Consider the following 15564-nt stretch of genomic DNA (forward strand, 5'->3'; position numbering starts at 1 on the left):
AATCTGCCCTCCTGTTTCGCACTTGTCCGGAGTTTTGATGAAAAAGTGGTTCATCCCCCTGCTGGCCCTCTGGCTATATGGCTGTTACGCAGGTCCCGGTGAAGAGGCGATCCAGACCCAGGTAACCGCCAAGCTGCAGGCAGAGACAGATACCCATCTGTTCGAGATCAGCGACTTCACCCTTATCGACAAGGAGGAACGGATGGAGGGGGTCTATCTGATCAAGGTGAGCTACCAACTCCATTTCAAGCAGGGGCTGGATCAGTTGCGGGTGCAGCACGACGAGGACCTGGTCTATGACAGGGTAGGCCCCTTCCAGCAGGAGATGGGACTGATGGAGCTGGAGCGCAAATACGGCGAGTTCGAGGCGGGCCAGGTGCTGCCGCAACAGGCCGACGTCTGGATGATGAAAACCGAGCAAGGCTGGCGCCTGGCCGAGCCCCCTCAGTAAACGCCTCCCCGCCGGCCAAAGCCGCACCCCTTCGGCTGTTTTTCTCGCCCCTTACAGCAGATCCTTCATCCGGTGCCACAGCATGCCGAGCGCCAGCAGGGGCGAGCGCAGCGCTGGGCCACCGGGGAAGGTCATGTGGGGCACGCTGCTGAACAGATCGAAACCCCGGCTCTCCCCCTTGATCGCCTCTGCCACCAGCTTGGCCGCCATGTGCGTGGCGTTGAGGCCGTGACCGGAATAGGCCTGGGCATAGAAGACGTTGGGATGATCCTGCAAGCGGCCAATCTGTGGCAGGCGGTTGGCCCCTATCCCTATCATGCCGCCCCACTGGAACTCGATGGCCACGTCCGCCAGCTCGGGAAACACCCGCTGCAGCTTGGGCTGCATAAAGGCCTTGATATCCCTCGGATCTCTTCCTGAATAGTTGCAGGCGCCGCCAAACAGCAGGCGTCCGTCGGCGGAGAGGCGGTAGTAGTCGAGCGCCACGTTCTGATCGCACACCGCCATGTTTTGCGGCAGCAGACGCTGGCGCAGCCGCTTCTCCAGCACTTCGGTGGCGAGAATATAGGAGCCGGCCGGCAGCACCCTCCCCCCCAGTTCGGGATTGAGATCGTTGAGATAGGCGTTGCAGCCGATCACCAGATAATCGCTGCAGACCCGGCCGTGGGCCGTGGTGATCTGCACCCGATCGCCATAATCGATATGCGCCACCCTGGACTGTTCGAACAGGGCGACCCCCAGGCTGGCGGCGGCACGCGCCTCGCCAAGCGCCAGGTTGAGGGGATGCAGGTGGCCCGACCCCATGTCGATCATGCCGCCGATATAGCGATCAGACCCCACCACAGAGTGGATCTCCTCCCGTGGTACCAGCTTGATCTCGTGCTGATAGCCCAGGCTGGCCAGATGCGCCGCCTCCTCTTCAAACCCGGCCAGATGACGCTGGCGGGTCGCCAGATCGCAATAGCCCCAGGTGAGGTCGCAGTCGATGTTGAAGTACTCGATGCGCTCTCGCACCAGCTGTACCGCCTCCAGCCCCATCAGATCCAGCTCGCGTACCCCCTGCTCGCCGATCCAGCGGGCAAACTGGCCGGTGTCGTGGCCTATGCCGCGAATGAGCTGGCCGCCGTTGCGGCCGGACGCCCCCCAGCCGATGCGGTTCGCCTCCAGCAGGGCCACCTTGTAGCCCGCCTGTGCCAGGTTGATGGCGGTGTTAAGGCCGGTGAAACCGCCACCTATGATGCAGACGTCGGCATTGAGCTCACCGCTGAGCTCGGGCCACTGCTGATTGTCGTTGCGGGTGGCCGCGTAATAGGAGGCCACGTGTTCCTGATGTCCGTTGTGCTTTCCTGCCTGCATACTCAGCGTCCTGCCTTGGTAGCCATGCGTTTACTAAAATAAACAACCTGTCATCGATAATACCCAGCCCCCCGCCACCAATCCAGCCTCCGTGGATCACAGAAATGCAAAAGGCGTCCCAAAGGACACCTTTTGTTGTTTTTGTGGCTTGAGGCCGGCCATCGACAGACCCATTTCCCCGGATACAGCAGGAGGTCTTTGCTGCGATCAGGGTCTGGCACTGGCCCCCACCAACACGAAAGGCGCCCCGAGGGGCGCCTTTGCAGCAATCAAGATACGGTAACGAATTACAGTACGTTGATGGCGTTCAGGTCGGAGAAGGCTTTCTCCAGACGGGCGATCATGGAAGTCTGACCGGCACGCAGCCATACGCGCGGATCGTAGAACTTCTTGTTCGGCTTGTCAGCGCCTTCCGGGTTGCCCAGCTGACCTTGCAGGTAAGCTTCGTTGGTCTTGTAGAAGTGCAACAGACCTTCCCAGGTAGCCCACTGGGTATCGGTGTCGATGTTCATCTTCACGACGCCGTAGGAGATGGACTCGCGGATCTCTTCCAGTGTAGAACCTGAACCACCGTGGAACACGAAGTCCAGGGACTTGGCAGGCAGACCGAACTTCTCGGAAACGAACTTCTGGGAAGCGTCCAGGATGGACGGGGTCAGCTTGACGTTACCCGGCTTGTAAACACCGTGCACGTTGCCGAAGGAGGCAGCGATGGTGAAACGCGGGCTGATCTTGGACAGACGCTCGTAGGCGTAAGCCACGTCTTCCGGCTGGGTGTACAGGGCAGATTGATCCATGTGGCTGTTGTCCACACCGTCTTCTTCGCCACCGGTGCAACCCAGTTCCAGCTCCAGAGTCATGTTCATCTTGGCCATGCGGGTCAGGTACTCGCAGCAGATGTCGATGTTCTCTTCCAGAGACTCTTCGGACAGATCCAGCATGTGGGAGGAGAACAGCGGCTTGCCGGTTTCGGCAAAGTGCTTCTCGCCCGCTTCCAGCAGACCGTCGATCCACGGCAGCAGCTTCTTGGCAGCGTGGTCGGTGTGCAGGATAACCGGGATGCCATAGGCTTCGGCAACGGCGTGAACGTGCTTGGCGCCGGAGATGGCACCCAGGATGGCGGCTTTCTGGCCTTCCAGCTTCAGACCCTTGCCGGCGGTGAATACGGCACCACCGTTGGAGAACTGAACGATAACCGGCGCTTTGACCTTGGCGGCAGCTTCCAGCACGGCGTTAACGGAGTCGGTACCTACGCAGTTGACGGCCGGCAGAGCAAAGCCGTTTTCTTTGGCGATGGCGAATACTTTCTGAACGTCATCACCAGTGATCACGCCGGGTTTTACGAAGTCGAAAATTTTCTTAGACATGTTTAATCGTCCTGTTCTCGTATGCCGTTAATAAAAAATGGGGGGTTCATCATGAACCGGCACAGCGGCCACATGATAAACGAAACGGGAGGCTTTTGCCCCCCGTCTCGGGTCAATTAGGCTTTGGCGCGCTGTTCCAGCATCGCAACAGCCGGCAGTACCTTGCCTTCTACGAACTCCAGGAAGGCGCCGCCGCCGGTGGAGATGTAGGAGACTTTGTCGGCGATGCCGAACTTGTCGATGGCGGCCAGGGTGTCACCACCGCCAGCGATGGAGAAGGCCGGGGAAGCAGCAATGGCTTCGGCGATCACCTTGGTGCCTGCAGAGAACTGGTCGAACTCGAACACGCCGACCGGGCCGTTCCACAGAATGGTCTTGGCGTTCATGATGATGTCGGCCAGGGCCTTGGCAGAGTCAGGGCCGATGTCGAAGATCATGTCGCCGTCGGTCACGTCGGAGACGGACTTGATGGTGGCCGGAGTGGACTCGGAGAACTCGGTACCCACGACCACGTCTGTGGTGACCGGAATGTTGGTCTCGGCGGCCAGTTTCTTGGCGGTGTCGAGCAGGTCGTGTTCACACAGGGACTTGCCGACGTTGTGACCGGCAGCCGCGATGAAGGTGTTGGCGATGCCACCACCGACCACCAGCTGGTCAGCGATCTTGGAGAGGGATTCCAGCACGGTCAGCTTGGTGGAGACCTTGGAGCCGCCCACGATGGCAACCATGGGGCGCTCGGGCTTGAGCATGGCTTTGCCCAGGGCTTCCAGTTCACCGGCCAACAGGGGGCCTGCACAGGCGATCGGGGCAAATTGAGCCACACCGTAGGTAGAACCTTCGGCGCGGTGAGCAGTACCGAATGCATCCATTACAAAGACGTCACACAGGGCGGCGTATTTTTTGGCCAGCTCTTCGGTGTTTTTCTTCTCGCCTTTGTTGAAACGGCAGTTTTCCAGCACAACCAGCTCACCGGCGGCGACATCTACGCCATCCAGGTAATCCTTGGCCAGGCGGACCGGGCAGGACAGAGCGTCTTTCAGATAGTTGACAACCGGAGCCAGGGAGAACTCTTCGTTGTATTCACCCTCGGTCGGGCGACCCAGGTGGGAGGTGATCATCAGCTTGGCGCCCTTTTCCAGAGCCAGCTTGATGGTCGGCAGCGTCGCCACGATACGTGCGTCGGAAGTGACCTTGCCGTCTTTTACCGGCACGTTCAGGTCAGCACGGATCAGTACGCGTTTACCCGCCAGATCCAGGTCGGTCATCTTGATAACAGACATATTCAGTCCTCTATATTTTCAGGTAATGTTAAAAACAGTAACCTTGCGCCCGGTGCAGGCTTTCAGCCTGCGGCCATCATGGCCCGGGTGGTATCCAGCATACGGTTGGCGAAGCCCCATTCGTTATCGCACCACATCAACATCTTGACGAGGTTGGCATCGCTGACCCGGGTCTGGGTACCATCAATGATGCAGGAGTGTGCATCATGATTAAAGTCTACGGAGACCAATGGCTCTTCCGTGTAATCCAGAATACCGCTTAATGTACCTCTGGATGCCCGTTGCAGGGCTTGATTTACGTCAGTAACCGTCACTTTTTTACGAACAGTAATACTGAGATCCATTGCGGTTACGTTGATGGTCGGTACCCGTACCGCGATCGCCTCGAACTTGCCGGCGAAGTGGGGGAGGATTCGCTCCAACCCCTTTGCCAGCTTGGTATCCACCGGGATGATGGACTGGCTGGCAGCACGGGTTCGACGCAAGTCACTGTGGTAGGCATCGATGACTTGCTGATCATGCATGGCCGAATGAATTGTCGTAATAGTACCACAATTTATCTCGAATTCTCGATGCAATGTTTCTATGACGGGCACCACGCAGTTGGTGGTACAGGAGGCGTTGGAGACGATCCGCTCCCTTCCTGTCAGCACCTGATGGTTCACCCCGTAGACTATGGTCGCATCCACGTCCGCATCCGCCGGATGGGAGAACAAGACCTTGCCCGCACCCGCTCCCAGGTGGCGCTCGGCATCGGCCCGCGAGCCAAATACCCCGGTGCAGTCCAGCACCACATCCACCCCCAGCGCCCGCCACGGCAGGTTGGCGGGATCCCGCTCGGCGAACAGGGAGATGAGATCCTCCCCCACCAGCATGCTGCTGCCGGCCAGCTGCACCGGATACCGGAAGCGGCCGTGGCTGGTGTCGAAACGGGTGAGGTGCACCATGGCTTCGGGCGCCGCCAGTTCGTTGATGGCAACTATCTTGATGGTCTGATCGCGCCCGCTTTCATAGAGGGCGCGCAACACGTTGCGGCCGATCCGCCCGTAACCATTGATGGCAATCTTGATCATGGAAAAAGTGTGTCCTTAGCGACGGCAAAGAGGGCAGATGGATGGCTCACGACAGCAGGGCATCCTGGAATACGCCACGGGCCAGCAAGGCGGCCCCGAACACCCCGGCGCTATCCCCCAGGGCTGGAGCAATAATGGGGGTCGCGAAGCGGGGATTAAAGAGGAAGGGCAAAATTGTCTGCCGCCCGGCACTGTAGAGACTCTGCACGTTGCCGACCCCGCCGCCGATGACGATGACATCCGGATCCAGAATGTTGACCACGTTGGCCAGCGCCTGACCAAACAGCAGGTGCAGTCTGTCTATGGTGAGCTTGGCCACGTGATCGTGGGCGCTGGCCGCCGCAATCTGGGCCAGCGACAGATGACGCTTGGCCTTGGCCTGATACCAGGCTTCCAGCGCTGGGCCGCTGATGAAGGTCTCAACGCAGCCGCGCTTGCCGCAGTAGCACTCGGGCCCGTCGGGGGAGAGCACGTTGTGGCCCCACTCCCCGGCGATGCCGTGGTGGCCGTTGAGGATCTGGCCATTGATGACGATGCCGGAACCGACCCCGGTACCCATTATGATGCCGAATACCACGCGTGCAGAGGGATGGTGCTGGCGCACCGCCCCCAGGTGGGTCTCCGCCAGGGCGAAGCAGTTGGCGTCGTTGGCAATCAGCACGGGCACGCCCAACTTGCGCTCCAGGTCTTCCTTGAACGGCTTGCCGTTGAGCTCGGTGGTGTTGCAGTTCTTCATCAGCCCGGTCTGCGGATCCCGCGCCCCCGGCGTGCCCATGCCCAGCACGCTCGGCCGCTGGCCCAGCCTGGCGGCGCACTCGTCCACCAGTTTGGCGATCTGGCCGATCATGTGCTGATAGCCGCCCTGGCGCTCGGTGGGGATGCGATGGCGCAGCAGCACCTCGTCGCCATCGAGCACCACGCATTCACACTTGGTACCACCGAGATCTATGCCCCAATCCAGTGACTTCTTGCTCATCTTGCCTCCTGCCATGACCAAGGATGCTGCCGCGAGGACGCTACGTTTCCGCCTCAGCTGCGACCGCCCATCTTGCTCTTCATTTATCCGCGAGTGTGGCGCAGTGTAACCCGAGCCGGGGCCGGGATGCAGCCCCAAACCAGGGCGGGCCGGATAACAAAACGGGGCCCGCAGGCCCCGTTCTCACTGTGCTTTTCACCGGTCTCAGCGGCCGTGATACTGAGCCGACAGCTCGTGCACCGCATTGACGAAGACGCCGGCGTGCTCCGGGTCCACATCCTGATGGATGCCGTGGCCCAGGTTGAAGACGTGGCCGTTGCCGCTGCCAAAGCCCGCCAAAATGGTGGCGACCTCTTCGCGAATGCGCGCTGGCGCGGCATAGAGCATGGAGGGATCCATGTTGCCCTGCAGTGCCACCTTGTCACCGACCCGGCGCTTGGCATCCGCTATGTCTATGGTCCAGTCCAGTCCCAGCGCATCGCAACCTGTGGCGGCGATCTGCTCAAGCCACTGGCCGCCGTTCTTGGTGAACAGGGTGACCGGCACGCGGCGGCCCTCATTTTCACGGATCAGGCCATCGACGATCTTGTGCATGTACTGCAGGGAGAAGTCGCGATAATCCCGCGGGGTCAGCACGCCGCCCCAGGTGTCGAACACCATGACAGACTGGGCGCCGGCCTTGATCTGGGCATTCAGATAACTGATCACGCTGTCCGCCAGCTTGTCCAGCAGCAGGTGCAGTGTCATGGGCTCTGCATACATCATCTGCTTGATCTTGGTGAAGGCCTTGGAGCTGCCCCCCTCCACCATGTAGGTGGCCAGGGTCCAGGGGCTGCCGGAGAAGCCGATGAGCGGCACCTCGCCCTTGAGCTCGCGGCGTATGGTGCGCACCGCGTTCATCACGTAGCCGAGCTCGTCTTCCGGATCCGGGATGGGCAGCGCCTGCACGTCGGCCATGGATTTGATGGGGCGCTCGAAGCGCGGGCCTTCGCCGTGTTCGAAGTATAGGCCCAGCCCCATGGCGTCGGGCACTGTCAGGATGTCGGAGAAGAGGATGGCGGCATCGAGGGGATAGCGGCGCAGCGGCTGCAGGGTGACTTCACAGGCCAGCTCGGCGTTGCGGCACAGGGACATGAAGTCCCCCGCGACGGCGCGGGTCGCCTTGTATTCCGGCAGGTAGCGGCCAGCCTGGCGCATCATCCATACCGGGGTCATGTCCACTTCCTGGCGCAGCAGGGCACGCAGGTATCGATCGTTCTTCAGCTCTTTCATCCCAGTTCCTGAGTTCATATCCAGCATAAAATGGCGGATATGATACCACTTTGTGCGCGGCGGCGGGCGGCCCAAACGCGCCGCAGGGCCGCCGGAGTGCAAAGATGTGAAGGGGCGCAAACAAGCGCCCCGTTTTTTGCCAGGCTCAACCCGACCTCAGCCAGCCTCGCCCAGGCTGAGCGCGATCAGGCGCCGCGCTATGGTGCCGTGGGGGGGCAGCCTTGGCAGCCGGTCTGCCTCGAAGAAGTCGGCGGCCACCAGCTCTTCATCCTGCACCCGGATCTCGCCGCTCTCGTAGTCGGCGGTGAAGCCCATCATCAGGCTGTGGGGGAAGGGCCAGGGCTGGCTCGCCACGTAGCGCACGTTGCGCACCCGGATGCCGCTCTCCTCGAACACCTCCCGCGCCACACACTGCTCCAGATTCTCACCCGCCTCCACGAAGCCGGCCAGCACGGTATACATGGGATCGTCCGCCTGATAGTGACGGCGATGGGCCGCCAGCAGGATCGCCGGTCCCTTGCGCACCGCCACTATGATGCAGGGGGAGATGCGCGGGTAGACGACATGACCCTGCCGGCACATCTGTGCCCACTCCCCGCTCTTGGGCGCCATGGGAGCGCCACACTCGCCGCAGAAGCGATGGCTGCGGCGGAAGGTGGCCAGTTGCCAGGCACGGCCCCCAAGGCGAAAACCCTCTTCATCGCCGGCCACCATCAGCTGGCGCAGCGGCATGAGCCGGCCTGGGTCGGCTTCGACCCCCAGATCCAGCAGATAACAGGGCAGATCGCCCCACTCATCAAAATGCTCAAAGGTGGCGAATTGCAGATGGGCTGGCAAGCTGGCGCGGGGGCCTTGTGGAATGCGCCCCTGTTCATCCAGCAGGACGAGGTGATCGCCCCCCAGCACGAACCAGCGGGCCTGTTCGGTTAATGGCATCAGATGAACACTCTTGTTGCGACGTCAGATGAGAATGGCTTGTCCGGCATGATGCACCGGACGCGGCTCGGTGAAAAGTGACGAGTCGCGACCATATTACGACCGCATGGGCCCGCTGGCGACCCCAAGATGGCAGCCCAAAGGGCAAGGTAGTACCAATAGAAAGGCCGCCCGCAGGCGGCCTTGGTTTTGGGAATCTCAATGCCGCTCAGGCATCGCCCATCGCCAGCAGGGAGGCGTTGCCGCCCACCGCAGTGGTGTTGATGGTGCGGGTCTTCTCGGTCACAAAGCGGCTCAGGTAATGGGGGCCGCCCGCCTTGGGGCCTGTGCCGGAGAGGCCCTGCCCACCGAACGGCTGCACCCCGACCATGGCGCCTATCTGGTTGCGGTTGATGTAGACGTTGCCCACGCTGATGCGGCTGGCCAGCTCCTCGGCATGGGATTCGTTGCGGCTGTGGATCCCCAGCGTCAGGCCGTAGCCGGTGCCGTTGATATCCGCGATCACAGTGTCCAGCTCCTTGGCGGCGTAGCGCACCACGTGCAGGATGGGGCCGAATTGCTCCTTCACCAGCTCGCGGATGGAGCCGATCTCCAGCGCGGTCGGCTGCACGAAGTGGCCCCCCAGGGTCACGGCTGGCATGGGGGCCTGGGCGATCAGGCGGGCACGCGGGATCATGTGCACCAGGTGCGCATCCAGCCCGGCCTTGGCCTCGGCATCGATGACCGGGCCCACGTCGGTATTGTGTTCGGCCGGGTTGCCCACTTTCAGCTCCTGCAGGGCACCGGTCAGGATCTCCAGCACCCGCGGCGCTATCTCTTCCTGCAGGTAGAGCACCCGCAGGGCGGAGCAGCGCTGGCCGGCGCTCTGGAAGGCGGCGCTCACCACGTCGCGCACCACCTGCTCAGGCAGGGCGGTGGAGTCGACAATCATGGCGTTCTGACCACCGGTCTCGGCGATGAGCGGCAGTATGGCGCCATCACGCTGGGCCAGGGTCATGTTGATGAGCTTGGCAGTCTCGGTGGAGCCGGTGAAGCAGACGCCGCCGATGCGGGCATCCGCCGTCAGTTTGGCACCCACTGTGGCGCCATCGCCCGGCAGCAGTTGCAGCACGTCGCCCGGAATGCCGGCCTGATGGGCCAGGGTCACAGCCAGATGGGCGATGAGACCGGTCTGCTCCGCCGGTTTGGCGATGACTGTGTTGCCGGTGGCCAGCGCTGCCGCGATTTGACCGAGGAAGATGGCCAGCGGGAAGTTCCACGGGCTGATGCAGACGAACACGCCACGGCCCTGCAGGAACAGCTCGTTCTGCTCACCCGTGTAGCCGGGCAGCAGAGTCGCCTGCCCCATCAGGCCACGGGCCTGCACCGCGTAGTAGCGGCAGAAGTCCACCGCCTCGCGCACCTCGTCGATACCATCCTGCAGCAGCTTGCCCGCCTCACGGGTACACAAGGAGATGAACTGCTCGCGGTTCGCTTCCAGCAGATCCGCCAGCTTCTCCAGCGCGGCGGCGCGCTCGCTCACCGGCGTCTCGCGCCAGCGCGGGAAGGCGGCATGGGCCGAGGCCAGCGCCTGCTCCACCGCCTGCTCGTCGGCCCAGTGGATCTTGCCCACTAGCTGGCTCACGTCCTGCGGGCTCAGCACGGTACGGGCCTCGCTGCGCTTGAGGGTCTCCCCATCGACTATGGGGCCGGCCAGCCACTGCTTGCTCTCCAGCTCCTTCAGCTTGGCGAAGAAGGGGCGCTGGATGGAGACTATGTTCATGTTGACGCCGCTGGAGTTCTTGCGGTCGCTGAACAGGTTCACCGGCTGCGGAATGCGGTCGTTGGCCAGGCTGCCATAGCGCTTCAGGGTGCGCAGCGGGTGCTCGGCCAGGCTGTCCACCGGGGTGTTGGGATCCACCAGCTTGTGGACGAAGGAGGTGTTGGCTCCGTTCTCCAGCAGGCGGCGCACCAGGTAGGGCAGCAGATCCTTGTGGGCACCCACCGGCGCATAGATGCGGCAGTGCAGGCCGGGACATTCGCTGAGCACGGCGTTGTGCAGCTCCTCCCCCATGCCGTGCAGGCGCTGGAACTCGAACTGACGATCGCCGGCCATCTCCAGGATGCTGACCACTGTATTGGCGTTGTGGGTGGCAAACTGGGGCGAGATGAAGCCGCGGGTCGGCTCGCTCAGCAGGTAGCGGGCGCAGGCGAGGTAGGAGATGTCGGTACCCGCCTTGCGGGTAAACAGCGGGTAGCCGGGCAGACCGGCCTGCTGGGCATATTTCAGCTCGCTGTCCCAGTAAGCTCCTTTCACCAGCCGCACCGGGATCAGATCCCCCTGCTCGCGGGCCAGCCCCGTCAACCAGCAGAGCACCGGCAGGGCACGCTTGGAGTAGGCCTGCACCACCATGCCGAGCTTGCCCCAGCCACGGTTGGCCTCGGAGCGATAGAGTTGCTCGAACAGGTCCAGCGACAGTTCGAGTCGGTCCATCTCCTCGGCATCTATGCTGATGGCCACGTCCTTGTCACGGGCCAGACGCACCAGCCCCACCAGTCGCTCGCTCATCTCGCCGAGCACCCGCTCGCGGTTCGCCACGTCATAGCGCGGATGCAGCGCCGACAGCTTGATGGAGATGGAGGGGGCCGGGCCGCCGTCGCTGATGCGCTCATTGCCGACCGCCTCGATGGCGCGCTGGTAGTCGCCGAAATACTTGTCCGCATCGGCCAGGGTCAGGGCGGACTCCCCCAGCATGTCATAGGTGTGGGTGTAACCCTTCTCCCGGGACTTGCGGCTCGCCTTCAGCGCCTCCTTCATGTCGCGCCCCAGCACGAACTGCTTGCCCATGATCTTCATGGCGGCGTACATGGCGGAGCGCACCACGGGCTCGCCCAGCTTGTTGACCATGCGGCCCAGCATGTTGGCCGGATTGCCGTCCAGCTTCTTGTCCAGCTTGATGATCTTGCCGGTCAGCATCAGGCCCCAGGTGGAGGCGTTGACCAGGGTGGAGTCGCTCTTGCGAAAATGGGACGACCAGTTGGCGCCGGAGAGCTTGTCTTTGATCAGGGCGTCGGCGGTCTCGGCATCGGGAATGCGCAGCAGTGCCTCGGCCAGGCACATCAGTATGATCCCCTCCTGGGTGTCCAGGCTGTACTCCTGCAGGAAGGCGTCTATGCCGTCGCCGGAGCCACTCTCCTTGCGTACCTTGGTCACCAGGGTACGGGCACGCTGGGTCACCCGCTCCAGCGAGGCGCCATCCCCCGGCAACATGGCAGAGAGCTCCGCCAGATAGGCGTTTTCATCCACCACGTAATTCTGGGTGATGGCTTCGCGCAGGGCGGCCAGATCGGAGGGAAGGTAGTCAGCTGCAAGAACTTGAGTGGCTTTGAACATATGGGGTCTTCCTGTACGCCCGCAGGCTATATCGACGAAGGCGGCCGTGCCGCCGAAACGCCGACAATGTATACAATATCGCCCCATAGATGAAATGAAATTGTTGCCTGATATTAACAAATATCGCTGATTGGCTCATTTGGCGCGCGTTAAAGCCGGGAGCTGGCGAGGTGGGCAATTTCATCGCCTTATTTTGTATACAATTTTATGCGGAGCAAAAAAGAAGGGTCGCTATTGCGACCCTTCTTCATCCGACCGACAGAAACGGTCCGTTGGTCCTGCATTTACCACGCTGATGGCAAGATGCCGCTCAATTCATCCAGCGCTCGCCACGGCTGCGACGACGGGGCTGAACATGGATAGCAGCATGCACATCAGTTCATCCAGCGCTCGCCGCGGCTGCGACGACGGGGCAGCATGGGGAGCAGGATACCGAGCAGTATGCCGCCGCCCACCATGGCACCACCGCGGATGAACCAGTCCATCTGCATGTCGTGCTCCTGGTTGTCATAGCTCTGGGTCAGGGCGTCGTTCTGCTCCTTGAGGTTCCCCATCTCCTCGCTCTGGCTGGCGAGCTGGGCCTTCAGGCTGGCGATCTCCTTGCTCTGCTCGGCGATCTTGCCATCCTTCTCGGTGAAGCGTTTTTCGTTGTCACCGTTGAGGTTCTGCAGGCGAGCCTTGAGCTCCTCCAGCTCTTTCTGGACCTGAGGCAGCCGCTCGCGCAGGCTGATCTCGCCCTGCAGCTCGCTGTTCTTGATCCAGCCATCGCGGCCACGACCGTCCACCACCTGGGTGAAGCCGGCCTCGTTGTTCACCGCCTTTACTTCCAGCGGTTCACCAGCCTTGACGCTGCCGAGGATCCGGTACTGGGTACCCGGACCATTGTGGATAAAGGTAAAGATGTTGTCTGAGACATAACGGGTATCGGCCAGTGCCTGTTGGGCACACAAGCAGATCAGGATCCCGAGAAGGGCGCGCATGGTCGATCGATTCTCTTCATTTGGTTAGGTGACTGGCCGAATGTTAAGCCGCCAGCGGGTCAAAGGACAAGCAAAGAAAAGCGCCTCCCCCCGAGCTGAGAGCTGGCTCGCAACTTGTCCCCTCCCCCACGCGACCATTCCAGACGCCGCAGGCTACTTCTGTTTCAGCGCCTTCACCTCGGCACGCAGGGCTCGCAGCTCCTGCAGCAGCAGATCCTGCTGGGCACTCTGGTGATGCCGCCACTTCTCCTGTTCGCCATCCCCCCGCCCCGGCTGCAGAAACAGGCTGGCCATGAAGCCGCTGATGGCACCGAACAGACCGACTCCGAACAGGATCAGCAGGCTGGCGACGAAGCGCCCCTCCTCCGTCTTGGGCACCAGATCGCCGTAACCCACGGTCGACAAGGTCACCAGCGTCCACCAGAAGGCATCGTAAGGGGTCTGGATCTGGCTGCCGGGCTGGCCCGATTCGATCAGATACATGACGCCCGAGCCCACCCCCAGCAGCAGGAAGAACAGAAACAGTATCCCCGAGAGGGTGGTCTCGTTGCGCTCGCGGCGGAACATGCCGAGCAGATCCGGCTGATCCCGCAGCAACTGATAGACACGCCACAGCTGGATCAGGCGCGCCCAGCGCAGCTGTTCCACCATCGGCAGGCTGCCCGGCAGATAGAACCAGTTCGCCTTGAAGAAGGCCCGCTTGTCGCGGGCGCGTACCCAGCCATAGGCGAAGTGGGCGAGGAAGAAGTAGCAGATCAGACTGTCGACGTCATAGAAGAGCTGCAGTGTCTGGGGGGTCCAGTCCGAGTGGCCCCACCAGCGGGCGCAGACCAGCGCAACGGAGATCACCGACAGAAACGCCATCAGCAGATCCATGGCGCGCAGGTGAGTTAAGTGATGTCGCATACATTTTCCTACTTTAGGCACGGTGCGAATTAATAAAAAAGAAGATAATGCCGATAGTCCTGAGGACAAAGGAAAACCGGCCATTAAAAGGAGAAATATTATGCAGTTAAACCCGCTGGAGCGGCGAATGAGCAATATCCGGCTGGTACCCAAAGTGGTACTGCTCATGGTGTTCAGTACTGTTTTGTTGCTAATCAAACTCTGGTTCGACGCCAGCAATCTGGAAACCACCCTGCTGAGCGAGGGCATAGATGCCGACAAGGCCAATGCCATTGCCGATCGCCTGCTCTGGACCGGGGTGATGGAAACCGCCGTGATGGGGGTCATCTTCGTGGTGCTGCTGCTGACCGGCTCCCGCCTCATGGTCAAGCAGGTGCACTACCTGGTGGGCTTGCTTGAACGCTTCGCCCGCAAGGATCTGAGCCACAAGGTGCTGCTCAAGTCCCGCGACGAGTTCGGCGACATCGCCAAGGCGGTGGCCCACTCCCAGGAGAATCTCAAGCAGGTGTTCGGCACCCAGCGCGTCGCCTGCAAGGAGCTCAACGACATCGCCTCCCAGGTCACCCTTTGCATGGAAGAGGCCAACGAGGCCATCAGCGAGGAGTTCACCCAGATAGAGCAGCTGGCCAGCGCCATGAGCCAGATGGTGGGCGCCATTCGCGAGGTGGCCGCCCATGCGGAGCAAGCCTCCCACGCCACCGCCGAAACCAGCCTGCTGGCCGAAGAGGGCAGCCGCTGCGTGGCGGCCACCGTCAACACCATAGATACCCTCTCCGGCAACATCCAGCGCTCCTCCACAGTGGTCAATCAGGTGGAACAGGGGGTCGAGCAGATTGGATCCGTCGTGGATACCATTCGCGGCATCTCGGAGCAGACCAACCTGCTGGCGCTTAACGCCGCCATCGAGGCCGCCCGCGCCGGTGAGGCGGGTCGCGGCTTTGCCGTGGTGGCGTCCGAGGTGCGCGAGCTGGCCAACCGGGCCCAGGCCGCCACAGTCGAGATCCAGAAGATGATCGAACAGTTGCAGGGCAATGCCCGCCAGGCCGCCGAACTGATGGCCAAGAGCGTGCAACAGGCCGACAAGGGGGTGGAGCAGGTGACCCAGGCCGGAGATCAGCTCGCCACCATAGTGCAGCGGGTACAGGGGGTGGCTGACATGAACCGCCAGATCGCCGCCGCCTCCGAACAGCAGAGCTCGGTGGCCGAGGAGATGAGCGGCAACCTGGAGCAGGTCAAGCAGGTGGTGGAAGGATCCGTGGTCGTGCTGCGGGAGCTGCAGGAAGCCTCCGAGCTGGTGGAGCACCACAGCCAGACCCTGGATACCCATATCCAGGCTTTCAAGCTGGCCTGACGGGCGTTACCTCGCAGACAGGACACAGGAGCGGATGGCGCACCACAGCCAGACCCTGGACAGCGTTCATCATCCAGGCTTTCAAACTGGCCTGACAGGCGTTACCTCGCAGACAGGACACAGGAGCGGATAGTGCACCACAGCCAGACCCTGGACAGCGTTCATCATCCAGGCTTTCAAACTGGCCTGAGACCGCGATTTGAGTAAACTGGAAGGCCCTGCGAGGGGCCTTTCTTATTCATG

General features: G+C 61.9%; 12 protein-coding genes. 2 read left to right on the plus strand and 10 right to left on the minus strand.

Annotated features, from left to right (window positions below):
- The first annotated feature begins 37 nt into the window (after positions 1–37).
- The gene (locus IU367_RS17880) at positions 38–451 is read left to right on the plus strand and encodes a hypothetical protein (RefSeq protein ID WP_043142210.1); all 414 of its coding nucleotides are present in this window, start codon (positions 38–40) and stop codon (positions 449–451) included.
- A gap of 51 nt (positions 452–502) precedes the next feature.
- On the opposite strand, the gene IU367_RS17885 is transcribed toward IU367_RS17880, so the two are convergent.
- From IU367_RS17885 to IU367_RS17930, 10 genes are all read right to left on the minus strand, one after another.
- Positions 503–1807, minus strand: coding sequence for an NAD(P)/FAD-dependent oxidoreductase (locus IU367_RS17885; protein ID WP_274452605.1), 1305 nt, complete (start codon positions 1805–1807; stop codon positions 503–505).
- A gap of 287 nt (positions 1808–2094) precedes the next feature.
- On the minus strand, positions 2095–3174 hold the full coding sequence (gene fbaA, locus IU367_RS17890; RefSeq protein WP_042872748.1) for a class II fructose-bisphosphate aldolase: 1080 nt from the start codon (positions 3172–3174) through the stop codon (positions 2095–2097).
- Positions 3175–3290: 116 nt separating this feature from the next.
- Positions 3291–4454 carry a phosphoglycerate kinase gene (locus IU367_RS17895; RefSeq protein ID WP_005318809.1) on the minus strand — a complete coding sequence of 388 codons (1164 nt, stop codon included), beginning with the start codon at positions 4452–4454 and terminating at the stop codon, positions 3291–3293.
- Between the two features lie 62 nt (positions 4455–4516).
- The gene (gene epd, locus IU367_RS17900) at positions 4517–5527 is read right to left on the minus strand and encodes an erythrose-4-phosphate dehydrogenase (protein ID WP_043142216.1); all 1011 of its coding nucleotides are present in this window, start codon (positions 5525–5527) and stop codon (positions 4517–4519) included.
- A 46-nt stretch (positions 5528–5573) separates the two neighbouring features.
- On the minus strand, positions 5574–6503 hold the full coding sequence (locus tag IU367_RS17905) for an ROK family protein (protein ID WP_274452607.1): 930 nt from the start codon (positions 6501–6503) through the stop codon (positions 5574–5576).
- A gap of 204 nt (positions 6504–6707) precedes the next feature.
- Positions 6708–7775 (minus strand): uroporphyrinogen decarboxylase, encoded by a 1068-nt coding sequence (gene hemE, locus IU367_RS17910; RefSeq protein ID WP_043554988.1) that lies wholly within the window; start codon positions 7773–7775, stop codon positions 6708–6710.
- 156 nt (positions 7776–7931) lie between these two features.
- Positions 7932–8711, minus strand: a complete 780-nt coding sequence (gene nudC / locus IU367_RS17915; RefSeq protein WP_274452609.1) for an NAD(+) diphosphatase — start codon at positions 8709–8711, stop codon at positions 7932–7934.
- A 208-nt stretch (positions 8712–8919) separates the two neighbouring features.
- The gene (gene putA / locus IU367_RS17920) at positions 8920–12084 is read right to left on the minus strand and encodes a bifunctional proline dehydrogenase/L-glutamate gamma-semialdehyde dehydrogenase PutA (RefSeq protein WP_274452610.1); all 3165 of its coding nucleotides are present in this window, start codon (positions 12082–12084) and stop codon (positions 8920–8922) included.
- Between the two features lie 374 nt (positions 12085–12458).
- Positions 12459–13064, minus strand: coding sequence for a TIGR04211 family SH3 domain-containing protein (locus IU367_RS17925; RefSeq protein WP_043554990.1), 606 nt, complete (start codon positions 13062–13064; stop codon positions 12459–12461).
- 153 nt (positions 13065–13217) lie between these two features.
- Positions 13218–14039: a potassium channel family protein gene (locus IU367_RS17930; protein WP_274452611.1), complete on the minus strand. Its 822-nt coding sequence runs from the start codon at positions 14037–14039 to the stop codon at positions 13218–13220.
- A gap of 31 nt (positions 14040–14070) precedes the next feature.
- On the opposite strand from IU367_RS17930, the gene IU367_RS17935 reads away from it, so the two are divergent.
- Positions 14071–15321: a methyl-accepting chemotaxis protein gene (locus IU367_RS17935; protein WP_043142228.1), complete on the plus strand. Its 1251-nt coding sequence runs from the start codon at positions 14071–14073 to the stop codon at positions 15319–15321.
- Positions 15322–15564: the final 243 nt, after the last annotated feature.

Source organism: Aeromonas bestiarum (assembly GCF_028751155.1).
GTDB lineage: Bacteria > Pseudomonadota > Gammaproteobacteria > Enterobacterales > Aeromonadaceae > Aeromonas > Aeromonas bestiarum.

Bases quoted from the DNA above. Each gene is read 5' to 3' on its own strand.
- IU367_RS17905 (WP_274452607.1), bottom strand. From the start codon at position 6,503: ATGAGCAAGAAGTCACTGGATTGGGGCATAGATCTCGGTGGTACCAAG.
- putA (WP_274452610.1), bottom strand. From the start codon at position 12,084: ATGTTCAAAGCCACTCAAGTTCTTGCAGCTGACTACCTTCCCTCCGAT.
- nudC (WP_274452609.1), bottom strand. From the start codon at position 8,711: ATGCCATTAACCGAACAGGCCCGCTGGTTCGTGCTGGGGGGCGATCAC.
- IU367_RS17925 (WP_043554990.1), bottom strand. From the start codon at position 13,064: ATGCGCGCCCTTCTCGGGATCCTGATCTGCTTGTGTGCCCAACAGGCA.
- IU367_RS17880 (WP_043142210.1), top strand. From the start codon at position 38: ATGAAAAAGTGGTTCATCCCCCTGCTGGCCCTCTGGCTATATGGCTGT.
- fbaA (WP_042872748.1), bottom strand. From the start codon at position 3,174: ATGTCTAAGAAAATTTTCGACTTCGTAAAACCCGGCGTGATCACTGGT.
- IU367_RS17935 (WP_043142228.1), top strand. From the start codon at position 14,071: ATGCAGTTAAACCCGCTGGAGCGGCGAATGAGCAATATCCGGCTGGTA.
- IU367_RS17895 (WP_005318809.1), bottom strand. From the start codon at position 4,454: ATGTCTGTTATCAAGATGACCGACCTGGATCTGGCGGGTAAACGCGTA.
- hemE (WP_043554988.1), bottom strand. From the start codon at position 7,775: ATGAAAGAGCTGAAGAACGATCGATACCTGCGTGCCCTGCTGCGCCAG.
- IU367_RS17885 (WP_274452605.1), bottom strand. From the start codon at position 1,807: ATGCAGGCAGGAAAGCACAACGGACATCAGGAACACGTGGCCTCCTAT.
- epd (WP_043142216.1), bottom strand. From the start codon at position 5,527: ATGATCAAGATTGCCATCAATGGTTACGGGCGGATCGGCCGCAACGTG.